The sequence below is a fragment of the Granulicella sp. S156 genome, from assembly GCF_009766105.1.
In the GTDB taxonomy this organism is placed as follows: Bacteria; Acidobacteriota; Terriglobia; order Terriglobales; family Acidobacteriaceae; genus Granulicella.
Genome location: NZ_LMUH01000022.1, coordinates 380,447 through 395,328, shown reverse-complemented (window position 1 = coordinate 395,328; position 14,882 = coordinate 380,447). Strand labels below are relative to the sequence as shown.

The following is a 14,882-nucleotide window of genomic DNA, read 5'->3' as shown; positions in this document are numbered from 1 at the left end:
GGGGGTGGGCCGTGGAGCTGGCGGGGGAGCGTCAGCCTGGCTGACCACTTCCATGTCGAAGACCAGCAGGGACTTCGCGGGGATGATGGGAGGACGGCCTGCCTCGCCATAAGCCAGTTGATAGGGGATGTACAGACGGCGCTTGCCGCCTACGCGCATGCCCTCAAAGCCGGTGTCCCAGCCTGGGATAACGTGATGCGTTCCGTAAGGGAACGTGATGGGCTGGCCACGGTCAACCGAGGAGTCGAACTTGGTGCCGTCGGCCAGATAGCCGGTGTAGTGCACGGATAGGTTCTTGCTCAGGTGTACGAGCTCGCCTGTACCGATCTTCGTGTCGGCGTAGATCAGGGAGTAAGTCGTCTTCTCGGTCGCCAGAGCTTCGTGGACCTCCGGTCCGACGAGAGGAGATATGTAGTCCAGTTTCACATCGGGCGTACGGGTGAGGGTGTACAGCGCCTTGGGGCAGGGTGTTCCCACTGGTACAGCGGGAATCTTCGACGAGAGCGTAGGCAGCGTGACGCAACCGCCTCCGATACGTGCGGTGGTTGGGATGCTGTGGTGCACGGGCGGTTTGGCGGTGGCTGTGGTGGCGGTTTGTGCCGCGAGGGGAAGAGCTGTCGCGACAAGGGCGAGTGCAGAAAGGGTTGTGGTTTTCATTTCGACTTTAGTTTAGAGCAGTTCTGCGGTTTGGGGGAAAGTTGGAGAAATGAGATTAAAATCCGCCCAAATTGAGGATGGTTGGTGCCTGTTGCCGTTGCCTGTTTTTCGCCGTCATCCTGAGCCGTACCGGGGTCCCCGGCGAGCGTTCTTTGCTCGTTGGGGGTGGTTTGGCGAAGGACCCCCTGATGCAGAGCGCGATGCAAATGTTTGTGGCGCGCTCTGCATCAAAGGACCCCGCATTATTGCCACCCCAGACGAAGAGTGAAACCTAATCAGTGCTCGTGATGCGCTTTGCGTCTGTGCCACCCCAAATGCGGGGGTCCTTCAGCTCAGTTTCAGGATGACGGCGAAAAACAGGCAACGGCAACAACGGTCTTCCTTGATGCCCTGGTGATTACGTAGGCACACGCAGCAACAGATACGAACCCACCATGGCGAAGAGGATGTCCGGCGACCAGGCCGCCAGGATGGAGGGCAGCGAGTTCACATTGCCGAGGTTCTCGAAGATGGCGGCGATGACCCAATAGGCTATGGCGACGCCGATGCCTGCTCCCATTCCGGCGAGGCCGCCTCGTTTCCCGGTCGAAAGCGCGAACGGCACGGCGAGAATCGCCATGACCAGAGCCATCAGCGGATAGGCGATCTTGGTATTCAGTTGTACGCGCAGCCGCGTCGTGTCGAAGCCGCTCTGCTTCAGGTCGCGAATGTAACCCGCAAGCTCGCTGTACGACATCTCCTGCGACTGGCGGTCTTCTTTCTTGAAGTAGCCCGGTTGCTCTCGGATCTCTGGAAAGGTGTTGATCGTGAACTCCTGATAGCTGCTGGTGACCTCCCCGCTAAAGGTACGCTGCCAGCCATTTTCGAAGACCCAGCGGCCGACACTGTCGTCCCAGCGAGCGCTGGTGGCGAAGATGCGGCGCGTAAGCGTGAAGGAGCCGGGCTGGAACTCGAAGACGGTCAGGTTGGCGAAGGCGTTCTTGTCGGGGTCGAAGAACTGGTAATAGAAGATGCGCGTGGGCTCTTTATTGCCCAGGGTCTGGCCGGACATCCACTTGTGGTCGGGGCGCCGGAAGGTCTGGGCGGGCTTGCCCTTGATCTCTGCGCGCAGGGCCTCCTGGCGGCGGTTGGCGCCAGGAAGATACGTCTCGTCGAAGGCGAAGAGCGCTGCGGAGAGCGCCAGTGCCACCAATAGCACCGGAGCGGCGATGCGGTAGAGGCTGATGCCCGTGGCCTTCATGGCGGTGAGCTCGCTGGTGCGGCTGAAGGCGCCGAAGGTGATGAGCACCGCAACCAGGGAGCAGAGCGGCGTGACGTGGTAGAGGATGAAGGGAATCAGATTCAGCAGGTACTCGCCGACCGTGACGAAGGGAACACGGTACTTGATGATGTCGCCGATGAGCTCGAAGAAGGTGAAGATGAGAAAGAGCCCGACGAGGCTTACCAGCACAAGGCCGAAGTTCCGCAGGAAGTTACCCATGACGTACTCGTCGAGGATGAGCGGAAAGCGAATACGCAGCGCGCGGCGAAGGCGCTGCATCCGTGCGCCAGACCCAAAGCTGCCTTCAGGTCTGGATGGACGAGCCTTTGAAAACAGCTTGCCGATGGCCGACCCGGCACTCGCGACCAGGTTCAGGGCAAAGCCGCCGCGCGATAGCTGCTGCAGCAGCAGGATGCCCGCGACCCCGAAGATAATGTTGGCTCCCCACACTCCGGCGAAAGGGGAGAGCTTGCCCTGGCGGGCGAGTGCGCTGCCTACGAACGAGAGGATGTAGTAAGCGAAGACCAAAACCAGCGTAATGGCGAAACCGGTGCCCTTGCCGCCACGCTTGGAAGAAAGGCCGAGAGGCACACCGACGAGCATCAGAACCAGGCACGCTGCGGGGTACGAGAAGCGGCGGTGGAGTTCTATGGAGTAGGGCAGCGTGTCGCCGCTGCCGTGCGCGTACTTCCAGAGCTCGCTCATGCTGAGCGCCTGGGTGGGTGTGTCGCGGCGGCTTAGGTGCGTGTCTTCTTCCTGCTGGCTCGTCTGGATATCTTGTTCAGTGCTATCAAAGTGATGGAGGTCGTACTGATTTGGGTCTTTGGCTTCAATGTCGTGCCGCGAGCCGTCGGAGAGCTGCATGCGCAGGGTCTGCTGGTCACCCGGTAGAACGAGGGCTTCCTTCGCGGTGATAATGTGCGGTGTTGCCGGCTGGCTAAGGTCGGCCAGAAAGACATTCTTCCATTCGGAGCCCCCGGTGCCCGGAAGCACATCCTGAACATAGACGACGTAGTTCTTGAAGTCCTCGTAGAAGATCCGCGGCTGCACCTCAATAGCAGCCGCACCGCTTGCGGCCTGTGTCTCAAGTTGCAACAGCGCGGCTGTAGCGCGCGGGGCGACGTAGAGCGAGTTCACAAGGCCCACTGCCCACGCAAGCACCGCGACGATGCTGACGATGCGTACGAAAGAGAGCACCCCCATGCCGCTGGCGCGCATGGCGGTAATTTCGCTATCGGCAGCCAGGCGGCTGAGGCCGAGGAGGATGCCGATCAACACCGCCATCGGAATGGTCAGGGTGAAAAAGGACGGCAGCAGGTAGGCGATGAGGCGAAGAATGTCGACGAACGAGGCTGCGCCGTGTACGGCGAGCTCCATGAGTGCGAGCAAATACTTCATGAACAGGATGAAGGTGAAGAGCACGCCACCCAGCAGAGCGTAGCCGACAACCTCCCGAAGAATGTAACGAGTGAAGATGCGCAAGTTGATGCCGCGTCCATGCGGCTGATTTAAGTGTATCGCGAGGGGCCGGTGACAATCCGGGTGCCCCATCTTCGACGCGCGTTCTTTGCGCGGCTAAGGTGGGTATCGGGCGACCGCCCGACCGCTCCTGCCCATGTCCACTTACCCATGGTGTTCGTACCAATACATTGAACGTATTGACACAGAGGCCTGAGTAAATAGAAAGATGGGCGGGAGCGGTTCGCTTCGCGAATGCCCACCTTAGGCGTGATAAGGCCACGCCGAAGATGGGGCACCCGGTCTCGAGACGTAATCCCTAATCCCTACTCTTCCGGCATGAATCGATAGCCAACACCACGCACCGTCAGCAGATGCACCGGGTTGGAGGGATCGGGCTCGAGATAGCGGCGCAGGCGGACGATGAAGTTATCGATCGCGCGAGTATCGGTATCTTCGTGGACGTGCCAGACCTTTTCGAGGATCTCTTTGCGCGCAACGATCTTGCCCGGCCGCTCAATGAGATAACGCAGCAAATCCGCTTCCATGAGCGTGAGATGGACGGTCTTGTCCGGAGTGCGAATCTCCAGGTCGTCGAAGTTGATCGTGCGCCCTGCGCAGTGGTAGACGTCTATGGTGTTCGCAGGCTCTTTCTCGGAGGGCTCGGCCGACACCGCAGGAGCGAGGTCTGCCGCTGGAGTCTGTGCGCGCTGCCAGTGCATGCGGCGCAGCAATCCTGCAAGACGGGCGAACAGAATCGTCAGATCGAAGGGCTTGGGCAGATAGTCGTCCGCGCCTGCGGCAAAGCCTTCTACGACGTCTTCGCTGCGTCCGCGAGCGGTCAGCATCAGTACCGGCGTGTAGTGCCCGGCCTCGCGCAGCGCGCGAACGATCGAGAAGCCGTCGCGGCCGGGAAGCATAACGTCGAGCAGGACGGCGGCAGGCTGTTCTTCCGCGGCCAGCAGCCACGCCAGCGCGGAGTCGCCGTCGGCCTCATGATGCACGCGATAGCCTTCCGCCTCCAGATTGAAGAGCAGACCCTGGGCGAGATGCTCTTCATCTTCGACGACGGCGATGAGAGGAGTAGTCATCAAGTCTTGAGCTTTGCAGGGAGAAATTCGATAGAAATATCTTGTGAGGCTGGTTTCACGTCGAATTCTGCCGTCACAAGGCGGTGATCCGGCGAATCGCCAGCAAGTTCAACGCCGAAGGCATCCGCATAGGGGATCTTGTATTTATGGCGAACAGCTGCGGTACGTTCTGCTCGTTGTTCGGTTACGGGGACAATCTCGATGGCAAGAGCCCTGAATTTGGATAAAGATTCTTCTGCATTATCCAAGCCGTATCGCTTGAGGATGATATGGACAACCTCACCCCAATGAATAGCCGACATAAGAATTTTTGCAGTTCCTGCCTCCTTCGCGGTGAAGATTTCAGCAACACGGGCAGTTCCAGCTTCCTTATCGGCAAAGCGAAGGAGTGCGCTGGTATCGAGGACAAAAACTACCATTCGTCGGAGGCTCGCCACTCTTTCAATTCGTCTTCCAGGGAGGGTTCCGACTCAAAGGCGCGGTGTATAGCGTCGATACGTTCTTGCAGGCTAGGTTGGAGGGTGAGGCATCCATCCTTGACGGAGAATTCCACCTGGGAGCCTGGATGGATGCCAAGCGCCGACTGAATCTCCGGGGAGAGGACGAATTGTCCATCAGTTCCGATGGTGGCTATCTGGCGTTCCATAACATTCATAATAAATCAACCTCAGTTAACTATCGGTCGTCGTTTTATCGACGGACAACGGCAGCTTCAAGAGCATGGTCGAGCCCTTGCCGGGGCCTTCGCTGGTCGCGCGAACTTCGCCGCCGTGCTGTCGCGCGATGGCGCGAACAAGAAAGAGCCCCAACCCGGTGCCTTTAATCTTGACCAGATCGTTGGTGGGCGCGCGATAGAAGCGCTTGAAGATCCGCTTGAGTTGATCAGGAGGAATGCCGAGGCCGGTATCGACGATGGAGAGCACGACCCAGGTATAGTCCTCGATGCGCAGCTGGCAGACAATGTGAACCCCGTCAGGGGAGTACTTGACCGCGTTGTCGAGCAGGTTCATGACCGCCGTGCGCAGATCCTCGGCATTGCCGAGCACATAGAGCCGAACCTGGCCGGCAACCTCGGCGAGGGTAATGGTCTCCGGCAACAGATGATGGCGATGAAGCACTGTCTGGATGCACTCCGCGACCAGCGGATAGAGCTCAATGCGGGTACGCTGCTGCACGCGCTCCCGCTGGCCGAGTTCGCCGGCTTTGAGGACTGTCTCAACGGTGGCGATCAAGCGGTCGGTGTCCGAGCGCATGATGCTGTAGAAGCGCTGGCGCTGCGCCTCGTCGACCGGGTGACGCTGCAGCGTCTCCAGATAGAGGCGGATGCTGGCGATGGGCGTCTTGAGCTCATGCGTGACGGCGTTCAGAAAGGAGTCCTGCCGTTCGTTGCGCCGCACCTCGCGGACCAGGAAGACGGTGTACAGCACCACGCCTGCGACGAGCGCGGCGAAGAGAATGATCCCGAGAATATCAATAGCCAGACGGCGGGTGTTGAGCAGGATCCAGCCGATACTGAGCGTGATAGCGACGCCGCTCAGTATGACACCGAGCGTGATGAAGAGGGCGATAGCTCCGCGGCGTCGGTTGAAGTTCATGGTTGCGCTGAGAGATCAGACGTTCTCCAGAGTATATCGGCTGCGGTCCGTTTTTCGTCGTCATCCTGAGCCATAGGCGAAGGACCCCCGCATTCGTGGCACCACCAATGCGGGGGGTCCTTCAGCTACGTTTCAGGATGACGACGAAAACAAACAAAAGCGCAGAGCTTTTAGCTCTGCGCTTTTGGGTACTTCGAATCAAAGGGGTTTAGTTCACACCGGCTGGCTTGGGGTTGGCGGGATCGAACTGCGCGATCTGAACCTTCTTCGCGAGCCCGAGCTTCTCCATCACCCAGATGCCGTAGTAGTTGATGTCGAACTCGTACCAGGTGAGGCCGTGGCGAGCGCTGACGGGGTGGGCGTGGTGATTGTTGTGCCAGCCTTCGCCGCCGGTCAGAAGCGCGACCCACCAGTTGTTGCGGGAGTCGTCCTTGGTCTCAAAGCGGCGCGCGCCCCAGAGATGTGTCGCGGAGTTGACCAGCCACGTTGCATGCAGGCCAAGCGTGACGCGCAGGAACGTTCCCCATAGCACCATGCCGAGTGCACCGGCGACGTGATGCCCCGCGGGAGCCAGCGCAGCGCCGAGCGCGACCTGCAGAAGACCCGTGATGGTCAGTGGGAGCCAGTGATACTTCGACAGCCACACATGAACGCGGTCGCGGGAGAGGTCGGGAGCGTAGCGGCCAAGCAGCGCCGTCTCCGAGTGCAGAGCGCGGCCGGAGAGAATCCAACCGGCATGAGCCCACCACGTGCCGTCGTGCGGTGTGTGCGGGTCGCCTTCGTCGTCGGAGTTCTGATGGTGCACGCGATGCGTGGCCACCCAGAAGATCGGTCCGCCCTCAAGGGCCAGGGTGCCGCAGCCGGCGAGGAAGTACTCGAGCCAGCGTGGAACGCGATAGCCGCGATGCGTAAGCAGGCGATGGTAGGCCATGCCGATGCCGACGTTGATCGCGAAGAAGTACATGACGACGGCCACCGCGAGGTTCTTCCAGGAGAAGAAGAAGAGCGCGGCGATAGCGCCGACATGGAACAGGCCCATGGCGATGGTCGTGATCCAGTTGATGCGGCCTTGCTGGTACTCACGGCCCATGCGCAGGTCTTGTTTGATCTTCTGCGTCGTCTGCTTCACAACGTCGAGGGGGTTTGCTGCGGGTGCTGGCTGGGTAGCCATGTCGTCGACTTCGGCTTGCGTCAAGAGAGAGTTCATTGCTGCGTCAATCCTCTGTGCCTGTGGACTTGAAAATGTTCAAGCACAACTATGACGATAGAGGAGATTCGCAAGCCCGCGTGTAAGACTTTTGTAAGGGCCCTAAGGCCCTGTAATGACAACCATAGCCGCGGCCTTAGTGAACCGAAAGCGTGCCATCAATATCGACGGCGAGCGCGTCTCCATCCACCAGCATCGAGTGAATCTTCAGGTTGTCGAGCTTGAGGTCATAGCCTGTCGTCTGCGCCGAGTTGGCCAGCAGTTGCCGCATCAGGTCAGCGGCGTTGACCTTCATCTGCTGCGGCAGTTGGCGGCTTAGAAAGGGAACGAGGAGGAAGTTGAGCTCCTTCGACTCGCTCAGGTGTTCGACCCGCGCATCGCGAAAGCCGATGATCTCGCCTTGCGCATCGGGGATGATGGAGACGTCCGCGTCCGTGTTGAGTCCGATGCCGATACACGCTCCGCGTACGCTTGTCCCAAGCTTGGAGTGCGTCTTCACGTGCACCATGACGCGATCGTTTACGAAGGTGATCTTCGGATCTTCGGCGTAGACGTAGCAAGCCGATTTGGCGTTGCCGCGAATGTAGTAGCGTCCGCCTTCGCCGGTGAAGAGCTGCTTGGCGAGGGTTTGCTCCAGCGCCTTCGACGAGACCCTGATCTCAATGGCATGGGCCTGAGCACAGGCGGCAACCGCGAGTGTCCATCCAAAAAATATTCGGAGAGGGAAGACCTTCATTGTTTGAGAATAAGCGAGGTCTGTGTGATTCGTTTAGTTAGGCTGCTGAGGTCCAAGCCCCAGCTTGATCAGCGCGCGTGAATCGGGAGTGATCTTGGTCTGCCAGCCGTTGTCGCCTTGCAGCTTCTGCATGGCAGCTGCGCTTTGGGAGTCCCACGTACCTGTGGGCTCGCCTGTCATGTAGCCGGACTTGATCAGCGCCGACTGAATCTCGGTGGCGCGTTCCGGAGCCATGCCGGGAGTCGATTCATGATGCGCCACAGCCCGCACGGTGGCGTGAGAGTACCGCCCTGCGGAGTTCCGTACGGTGGCGTGAGTGTTCGCAGCGCTATGTCTTGCGCGAGGGCTGCCGAAACACGGAACTGCGATCAGCAGCAGACCAGCCGAAACTATCGTGGCGAGATTTGTGCGCATCAGTTCATCCCCTTGAATCCGGAGTGTGTGTCAAGCGTCAGATTGAGATCGCTCGGCAATATGGGTTCAGGGTAGCGTATTTACACGCCAGTAATCAAGGCCAAGGGGTTAACGGCTCAGATGCAGGTTGTGGATAAGCAGGCCGAAAAGATACGGCACAAGCCTAGGCCTGCGCCGTATCCCTTTTCATGCTTACTGTTTACGGCAATGTTCCGCCAACGTAGGTGTTGCCTCCGCCCTGGGCCTGTGGGAGATGCGTCACAAACACAACGTCTGCGCCGGATTTCAGCCCGGAGATGATCGCGTTATAGCTCGCCTGGTCCGTTACGGGGTGACGGTTGATCTCGGTGATCACAGCCCCTTGTGGCAGGCCGATCTCATCGGCAAACGAGCCCGGGCGAACGCTGGTGACCGTTACGCCACCTGGGATGCCGAGCTTCTTGGCCGTTGCGGCAGTGGTGGGCTGGACGACAATGCCAAGCTTGCTCTGGCCGGCATCGGACTCCTCGGGTGTACTCGAGTCGTCGGGGGCGTTGCCCAGATCGGCGAACAGCTTGGCACGGTCAGCGATGCCGACAGTGGCAGTCTCCTGCTTGCCGTTACGCAGGAAGCCGAGTTTCACCGTCGAGCCTGGACGCTTCTCCGAGATGATGGCGACCAGTGCATCGCCGTCCTTGATGGGAGTGCCGTCGATCGAGACAATAGCGTCCTGGGGTTCCAGGCCAGCCTTTGCCGCCGGGCCATTCGGCACCACAGAACCAACGATGACGCCACCGTTCGCGAAGCCATACATGCGGCTTACTGCCGAGGACTGTGCCGCCTGGAACTGGATACCGATGGAACCGCGCGTGACCTTGTGGTCGGGCCCGATCAGCATGTTGTACACGTTGGCGAGTGTATTCGACGGCATCGCGAATCCGACGCCCTCCGAACCCGCCGACTGCGTGTAGATGGCGGTGTTCATGCCGATGACCTCACCGGCCATATCGACCAGCGGGCCGCCGGAGTTGCCGGGATTGATGGCCGCGTCCGTCTGGATGAACTTCTGGAACTGGTTGGTAGCAACGCCGCCGGGGCCGGGAGCCTCATCGATGGAGCGATTCTTCGCCGACACAATGCCGGCCGAGACCGTCTGCGACAGGCCGAACGGGCTGCCGATGGCCAGCACCCAGTCGCCAACCTGCGCGCCTTCGGAGTTGCCCAGCTTGATGACCGGCAGCGGCTCCTTGGTGTCGATCTTGATGACCGCGATGTCGGTGTCCTTATCGACGCCGATCACGGTAGCCGGACGGCCCGGATCGCCGGGGGTCGCATCGGGATCGGTCGAGAGCTTCACGTAGATGTGGTCAGCCTTGTCGACGACGTGGTTGTTGGTGATGATGTAGCCGCGCGGATCGACGATGAAGCCCGAGCCCAGTGCGCGGCGCGGACCGGCATCCGGTGCGTCATCGCCACCACCGCCGAAGAAGCGCTTGAAGAAGTCCTGCGCATCGCCCTGGCCCTGATCGTCGTCATCGCCATTCGGCGGCGTCTGCTGCAGCGGACCGCGTTGCAGACCGCGGCGGCCGGGCTTGTTGGCCGACTGCTTGGGCAGCGATTCGGTGTTGATGTTCACCACCGCCGGACCCACCTGCTTGACGATCGCGGAGAAGCCGTTGGAGAGCGTAGCCGGCGACGGGATGACCAGTGGCCGTGCGTCGCTGGAGTCTATGCGCTGCTGCTCTTTGCCGCTGACGCTGCTGGTGAGCACCGAGCCCGCGAGAATGCCGACAGAGAGTACAGCCAAAAGGGTGAAGGTGGTGGTCAAGCGACCGCTGCGGAGAGTTGCCCACAAGCCGCGCCCAATATTCTTCGGTGATTCCATCTGTTTATTTTCCTCGTTCTCAATTGAGATCTGAGATCGTACCGTGAGCCCTTCGGACCCGGTCGATGACCTCCGTGGAGAGGCTTTCAGTTCGCCGCTCTTATAGACTCTCTCCACCCTGAAATGTCGCTCTGGCGCTGCCAGGGCGAAACAGCCTACAAACCAGCTTCCTCTAGGATACTCGGCTTTGCCGAAGAGTTGGCCCGGCTTCGGCCGCAAGAATTCCAGCCAGGATCAGCGCCGCTCCGCAGAGCGCCCTCGTTCCCAGCCGCTCATGCAGCAGAAGCAGCGAAGTCAGCCACGCAAAAACCGGTTCCAGGGTCAGGATCAAGGCCGCGTGTGAGGCCGGGATATGTTGCTGCGCCCAGCTCTGGATGGTGAACGCCGCTGCCGTGGCAAAGACAGCCGTAACCGCCAGAGCGATTCCGACACGCCAGGTGAGATGAAACACCGGATGTCCGCCGAGCGGCAACGTCACCAGCATCACGAGAGCCGCGAAGCCGATCTGGAGCGTCCCCAGTCGGCGGGCGGAGACGTTTGGTGCGGCCCGGGACAGCGTCAGCATATGCGCGGCAAACCCCATGGCACAGCACAGCGTAAGCCATTCGCCGACACCGAGCCCGCTCAGCAGTGCAGCTCCCGAGCCTGACGGTGTCGTCAGCAGGACAAGTCCCGCAAAGGCCGCGAGCGCTCCGGCGAAGGCGTATATCCCCGGCTTGGCTGCGCCTGCTGCCCGCACGAGAGGAATCGCACTCAGTAGCGGCACGAAGACTACGACCAGCCCCGTGATGAAGGCGGACTTCGAGGCGGATGTCCGCGCCAGTCCAGCGGTCTGGAACTGATATCCGAGTCCGAGAAAGAGCCCGGCAATCGCTCCGAAGCGCAAGTCGCTCCGGCTAAGGCCGCGCAAGCTGCGCGCATTCAGCCCAGCCAGAATCGCGAACGCCAGAACCATGCGCAACAGGTTGAAGAGCAGCGGCGAGACATCGCGCAGAGCCGATTTGACCAGCGGAAAGGTCGTGCCCCACACGAACGTCACAGCTATCAGCAGGAGATGGGCTGTGAGAGCATGCGAACGTTTCGAGGTTGTAGGCATCGTGGCGGGAGCAGATCTCCTATGGGAATGTCTTGACCTAACCTCAACTCTGTCATCTCGACCGGAGGCCGCGTTTTTTGCGGCCGTAGTGGAGAGACCTGCAGTTTGTTTGTACCAGCACTATTGCCTGCGCGGGCAAGCTGCCAGGTCTTGACGCAAAGCGGGCCACAAACATTTGCATCGCGCTCTGCATCATGCAGGTCTCTCCACTTCGCATGACGATAAAATCATCATGCTCCGGTCGAGATGACAGAGTTGAGGTTAAGTTGAAAATCAAACCTTAAACAATCTGGACGTATGTCACGCGATCAAAGGCTCTAATCCCGCGCAAGATACCTCGTCTGTCCCCCGACAACCGTACGCAACACGCGAGCATGCAACAACTCCTGCGGTGTGGCCTTGGTAATGTCGCGATCAAGGACGACGAGATCGGCCAGGAACCCTGGTTCAAGCCTCCCTTTCTGTTTCTCCGCGCTCTCCGCAAACGCCGAACCCTGCGTGTAGGCGAAGAGCGCTTCATTGAGCGTGATTCTCTCCTGCGACTGGAAGCTCGCCGTCCCAGCCTCATTCTGCCGAGTGATAGCTGCATAAAGGCCGCGGAAGGGCGAGATGGACTCCACCGGATAGTCCGTGCCGAAGGCGAGCACCACATGGTGATCGAGAAACGACCGCCATGCATAGGCATACTTCACGCGCTCAGGACCCAACCTGTCTCCCGCCCACGCCATGTCGGTGAGCAGATGCGAGGGCTGCATGGAAGCGATGACATGCAGTCGCGCAAAGCGATCGAAGTCCTTGGGATCGAGCACCTGCGCGTGTTCAATGCGGTAGCGAGGGGTAACGGAGACAGACGGCTTTGTACCGGTCTGCGCATGCTCAAACGCTGTAAGCGCCATACTGTTGGCGCGATCGCCGATGGCATGGAAGCCGATAGGAAAGCCGGCGATGGCGCGCTCCGTGGTCATCGCATCCAGCTGCTTCTGATCGTAACGAGGCAGGCCGGAGTTCGAGGGATCGTCGCTATAGGGAGCCAGAAGCGCGGCCGTGCGAGAGCCGAGCGAGCCGTCCATGAACCCCTTGAGCATGCCGGTGTGAAGGTAAGGATCGCTGGCCGGATGCGAGGCCTGGTGCTGCTTGAGCACGTCGACCGGGTCATTGAAGGTGAGCCACTCGGAGACCCGGAGGGGCAGCGTGCCGTTGTGCGCCGCAGCATCTCTTTCTATAGCCTCCAATGCCAGGAAGTCGTCCCAGTCCGAGAAGTCCTGTATCGAAGTAACGCCGTGGGCCAGGGCATCGTCGATGGAGAGTTGCAGCGCCTTGCGGCGAACCTCTGCATCCGGTTTCAGTATCACCTTCTGGATCAGGGCCAGCGCTGCCTCTTCGCGGATGATGCCGGTGGGAGCACCGCTGGCGTCGAGGTCGATCTTCGAGCCTGCGGGTACAACGCTGCTACTGGTGATGTGCGCGGCTTCCAGTGCGGCGGAGTTCGCAACCGCGATGTGGCCGTCGGTGCGGACCAGGAGGGCCGGATGACCGGCGGTGACGCTGTCCAGATCCTGGCGTGTGGGCAGCATCTTCGAGGTCCACTTGGTGTGGTCCCACCCGCCGCCGAGAATCCACTGTCCCGGCGTTGCGTGGGCGACGTAAGCGGTGATGCGCGACTGCATGTCGCTCAGCGAGGTCGTTCCATCCAGATCCAGGGTGAGGCGTTGCTGTCCCGCATAGGCGATGTGGGTATGCGCATCGTTGAAGCCAGGCATGGCAAAGTGGCCATCAAGATCGATGAGTTCGGTGTGCGGACCTTTGAGGGCGAGGATGCTCGAATCGTCGCCGCCACGGACGATCCTCCCGTCGCGAATCGCAAGGGCGCTCACACGAGCGCTAGGGGTATTGACCGGGCCGCCGCTGAGCCCGGCACCGGTGAGGATGTCGCCGTGGAAGAAGATGGTGTCGGGCGGAGCCTGCTGCGCGAAGCCGGAGCAGGGCAGCAGCAGTGTGGCAACCGCGAAGAACGTGCATAGGCGTGGCATCACGCCCCCGAGTCTACCAAGCTGCCCGATCCTGCCAGCGCACTTGCATCGAGTAGCAGCAGCAATACACGGCGCAGAGCAAGATCGCGGCCTGTCGGGTCATACCACTCGTCCAGAGTGTGGACGCCGCCTCCAATACCACCGGCTCCAATGGCCAGCGCCGGAACACCCAGAGAGAGCGGCAGGTTCGCATCGGTAGAGCCGATACGTGACTCTGTCGCAAGGTGCAGATGGCGGTCGACAGCCTGCAGGCTGTGCGCGAGAGGAGAGTTCTTCGGCAACTCTCCGGCAGCGCGGTTGCCGATGCGTTCCACGTGCAGGCGCAACTGGCCGGAGCTTTCTGTTTTTAGCGTGGCCTCCAGCGTCTTGAGCACAGCCAGCTCGGTGTGATCGAGTTGCAAGGCTGAGATGGATCGCAGATCGAGATCGGCAGTCGCCAGGGCGGGAATCGAATTCACCGAAGTTCCGCCGCTGATGGTGCCGCAATTAATAGTCGTGCGCGGATGGCGTGGAACGCCAATATGCGCGACGGCGATCAGTGCCGCGCTGAGCGCGAGGATCGGATTGGGCCGTCCAGCGTCGGCCCACGAGTGCCCACCGGGGCCGGTGATGGTCACACGCAACCGCCGGCTTCCCAGGGCGCGGTCCACGACCGTTGCATTGCCGCCGCCTTCCAGGGCGATGGCCGCACGAATACGCTTCGTATAGGGCGACGGACCAAAGAGATAGCGCATGCCACGCAGATCGCCCTCGCCCTCTTCGCCGACATTCGCCGCAAAGAGGATCGTGCAGGCAGGCTTTACCTGCGCCGACTGCATCGCTGCCGCCAGGCCGAGCAGCGCCGTCAGTCCGGCTCCGTTATCGCAGGCGCCCGGGCCCAGAAGGCGCGACCCATCCTCGTGCGGCGTGCAGTCGGTTTCGATGGGGAAGACGGTATCCATGTGCGCGGAGAGCAGAACCACGGGGCCATCGGGCTCGTCGTCTCCGTCGCGCCGCAGCTCGGCCAGCACATTGCCTTCGCCATCGATGTGCGTGCCGGAGAGTCCCAGTGCCTCGAACTGCTGGCTGAACCACTTCGCACGGGCGATCTCGCCAAACGGAGGCGCAGGAATGGCCATGCACTCCATCTGCCAGCGCCGCAGTTTGGGCTCGTGCAGATGCAGCCACGCAAACGCTGCATGTACCGCGCGTTTGCTCGCCAGAGTGGCGATGCGTTGATTGTCGGCCGCGCTCATCAGGGCTCCTCAAACTTGCAACGCTTCCACTTGCACAACCCAGATGCCTAAACGGAACAGGGGTGAGTTGGGGAAACGTCCATCTTATCCCGGCAAATTCTTGGCGGGCAGCCAAAAAGCCTTAACGCAGAGGGCGCAGAGGAAAAACGCAAAGGCCGCCACAACACCCTCTGCGACCTTTGCGAAACCTCCGCGTCCTCTGCGTTAAGGCTTTTGCTGTTGCTTGTTCTTCCTGTGT

13 protein-coding genes are annotated in these 14,882 nt (G+C 60.8%); all 13 read right to left on the bottom strand.

Annotated features, from left to right (window positions below):
- Window positions 1-657: FKBP-type peptidyl-prolyl cis-trans isomerase (locus GSQ91_RS17320; RefSeq protein WP_158823011.1), on the bottom strand; the 657-nt coding region annotated here is incomplete at its 3' end.
- Window positions 658-1,054: 397 nt separating this feature from the next.
- The gene (gene lptG, locus GSQ91_RS17315; RefSeq protein WP_158823010.1) at window positions 1,055-3,400 is read right to left on the bottom strand and encodes an LPS export ABC transporter permease LptG; all 2,346 of its coding nucleotides are present in this window, start codon (window positions 3,398-3,400) and stop codon (window positions 1,055-1,057) included.
- Between the two features lie 302 nt (window positions 3,401-3,702).
- Window positions 3,703-4,467: a response regulator transcription factor gene (locus GSQ91_RS17310; protein WP_158823009.1), complete on the bottom strand. Its 765-nt coding sequence runs from the start codon at window positions 4,465-4,467 to the stop codon at window positions 3,703-3,705.
- Window positions 4,467-4,886 carry a PIN domain-containing protein gene (locus tag GSQ91_RS17305; protein ID WP_158823008.1) on the bottom strand — a complete coding sequence of 140 codons (420 nt, stop codon included), beginning with the start codon at window positions 4,884-4,886 and terminating at the stop codon, window positions 4,467-4,469. The genes GSQ91_RS17310 and GSQ91_RS17305 overlap by 1 nt, the downstream gene beginning before the upstream one ends.
- Complete coding sequence (locus GSQ91_RS17300) at window positions 4,880-5,122, bottom strand: AbrB/MazE/SpoVT family DNA-binding domain-containing protein (RefSeq protein ID WP_158823007.1); 243 nt, start codon at window positions 5,120-5,122, stop codon at window positions 4,880-4,882. The genes GSQ91_RS17305 and GSQ91_RS17300 overlap by 7 nt, the downstream gene beginning before the upstream one ends.
- Before the next feature lie 16 nt (window positions 5,123-5,138).
- Window positions 5,139-6,062 carry a sensor histidine kinase KdpD gene (locus GSQ91_RS17295; RefSeq protein WP_158823006.1) on the bottom strand — a complete coding sequence of 308 codons (924 nt, stop codon included), beginning with the start codon at window positions 6,060-6,062 and terminating at the stop codon, window positions 5,139-5,141.
- Window positions 6,063-6,270: 208 nt separating this feature from the next.
- Window positions 6,271-7,269 carry a fatty acid desaturase gene (locus tag GSQ91_RS17290; protein WP_158823005.1) on the bottom strand — a complete coding sequence of 333 codons (999 nt, stop codon included), beginning with the start codon at window positions 7,267-7,269 and terminating at the stop codon, window positions 6,271-6,273.
- Window positions 7,270-7,405: 136 nt separating this feature from the next.
- On the bottom strand, window positions 7,406-8,005 hold the full coding sequence (locus tag GSQ91_RS17285; RefSeq protein ID WP_158823004.1) for a hypothetical protein: 600 nt from the start codon (window positions 8,003-8,005) through the stop codon (window positions 7,406-7,408).
- A gap of 33 nt (window positions 8,006-8,038) precedes the next feature.
- The gene (locus tag GSQ91_RS17280; RefSeq protein ID WP_158823003.1) at window positions 8,039-8,419 is read right to left on the bottom strand and encodes a peptidoglycan-binding domain-containing protein; all 381 of its coding nucleotides are present in this window, start codon (window positions 8,417-8,419) and stop codon (window positions 8,039-8,041) included.
- A 199-nt stretch (window positions 8,420-8,618) separates the two neighbouring features.
- Window positions 8,619-10,283 (bottom strand): trypsin-like peptidase domain-containing protein, encoded by a 1,665-nt coding sequence (locus tag GSQ91_RS17275; RefSeq protein WP_158823002.1) that lies wholly within the window; start codon window positions 10,281-10,283, stop codon window positions 8,619-8,621.
- A 172-nt stretch (window positions 10,284-10,455) separates the two neighbouring features.
- A complete protein-coding gene (locus GSQ91_RS17270) occupies window positions 10,456-11,379 on the bottom strand; it encodes a DMT family transporter (RefSeq protein WP_158823001.1) in 924 nt (307 codons plus the stop codon).
- A 317-nt stretch (window positions 11,380-11,696) separates the two neighbouring features.
- Window positions 11,697-13,409 carry an amidohydrolase gene (locus GSQ91_RS17265; RefSeq protein ID WP_158823000.1) on the bottom strand — a complete coding sequence of 571 codons (1,713 nt, stop codon included), beginning with the start codon at window positions 13,407-13,409 and terminating at the stop codon, window positions 11,697-11,699.
- Window positions 13,409-14,644 carry a M20/M25/M40 family metallo-hydrolase gene (locus GSQ91_RS17260; protein ID WP_158822999.1) on the bottom strand — a complete coding sequence of 412 codons (1,236 nt, stop codon included), beginning with the start codon at window positions 14,642-14,644 and terminating at the stop codon, window positions 13,409-13,411. Before GSQ91_RS17260 ends, GSQ91_RS17265 begins: the two co-directional genes overlap by 1 nt.
- Window positions 14,645-14,882 lie beyond the last annotated feature (238 nt).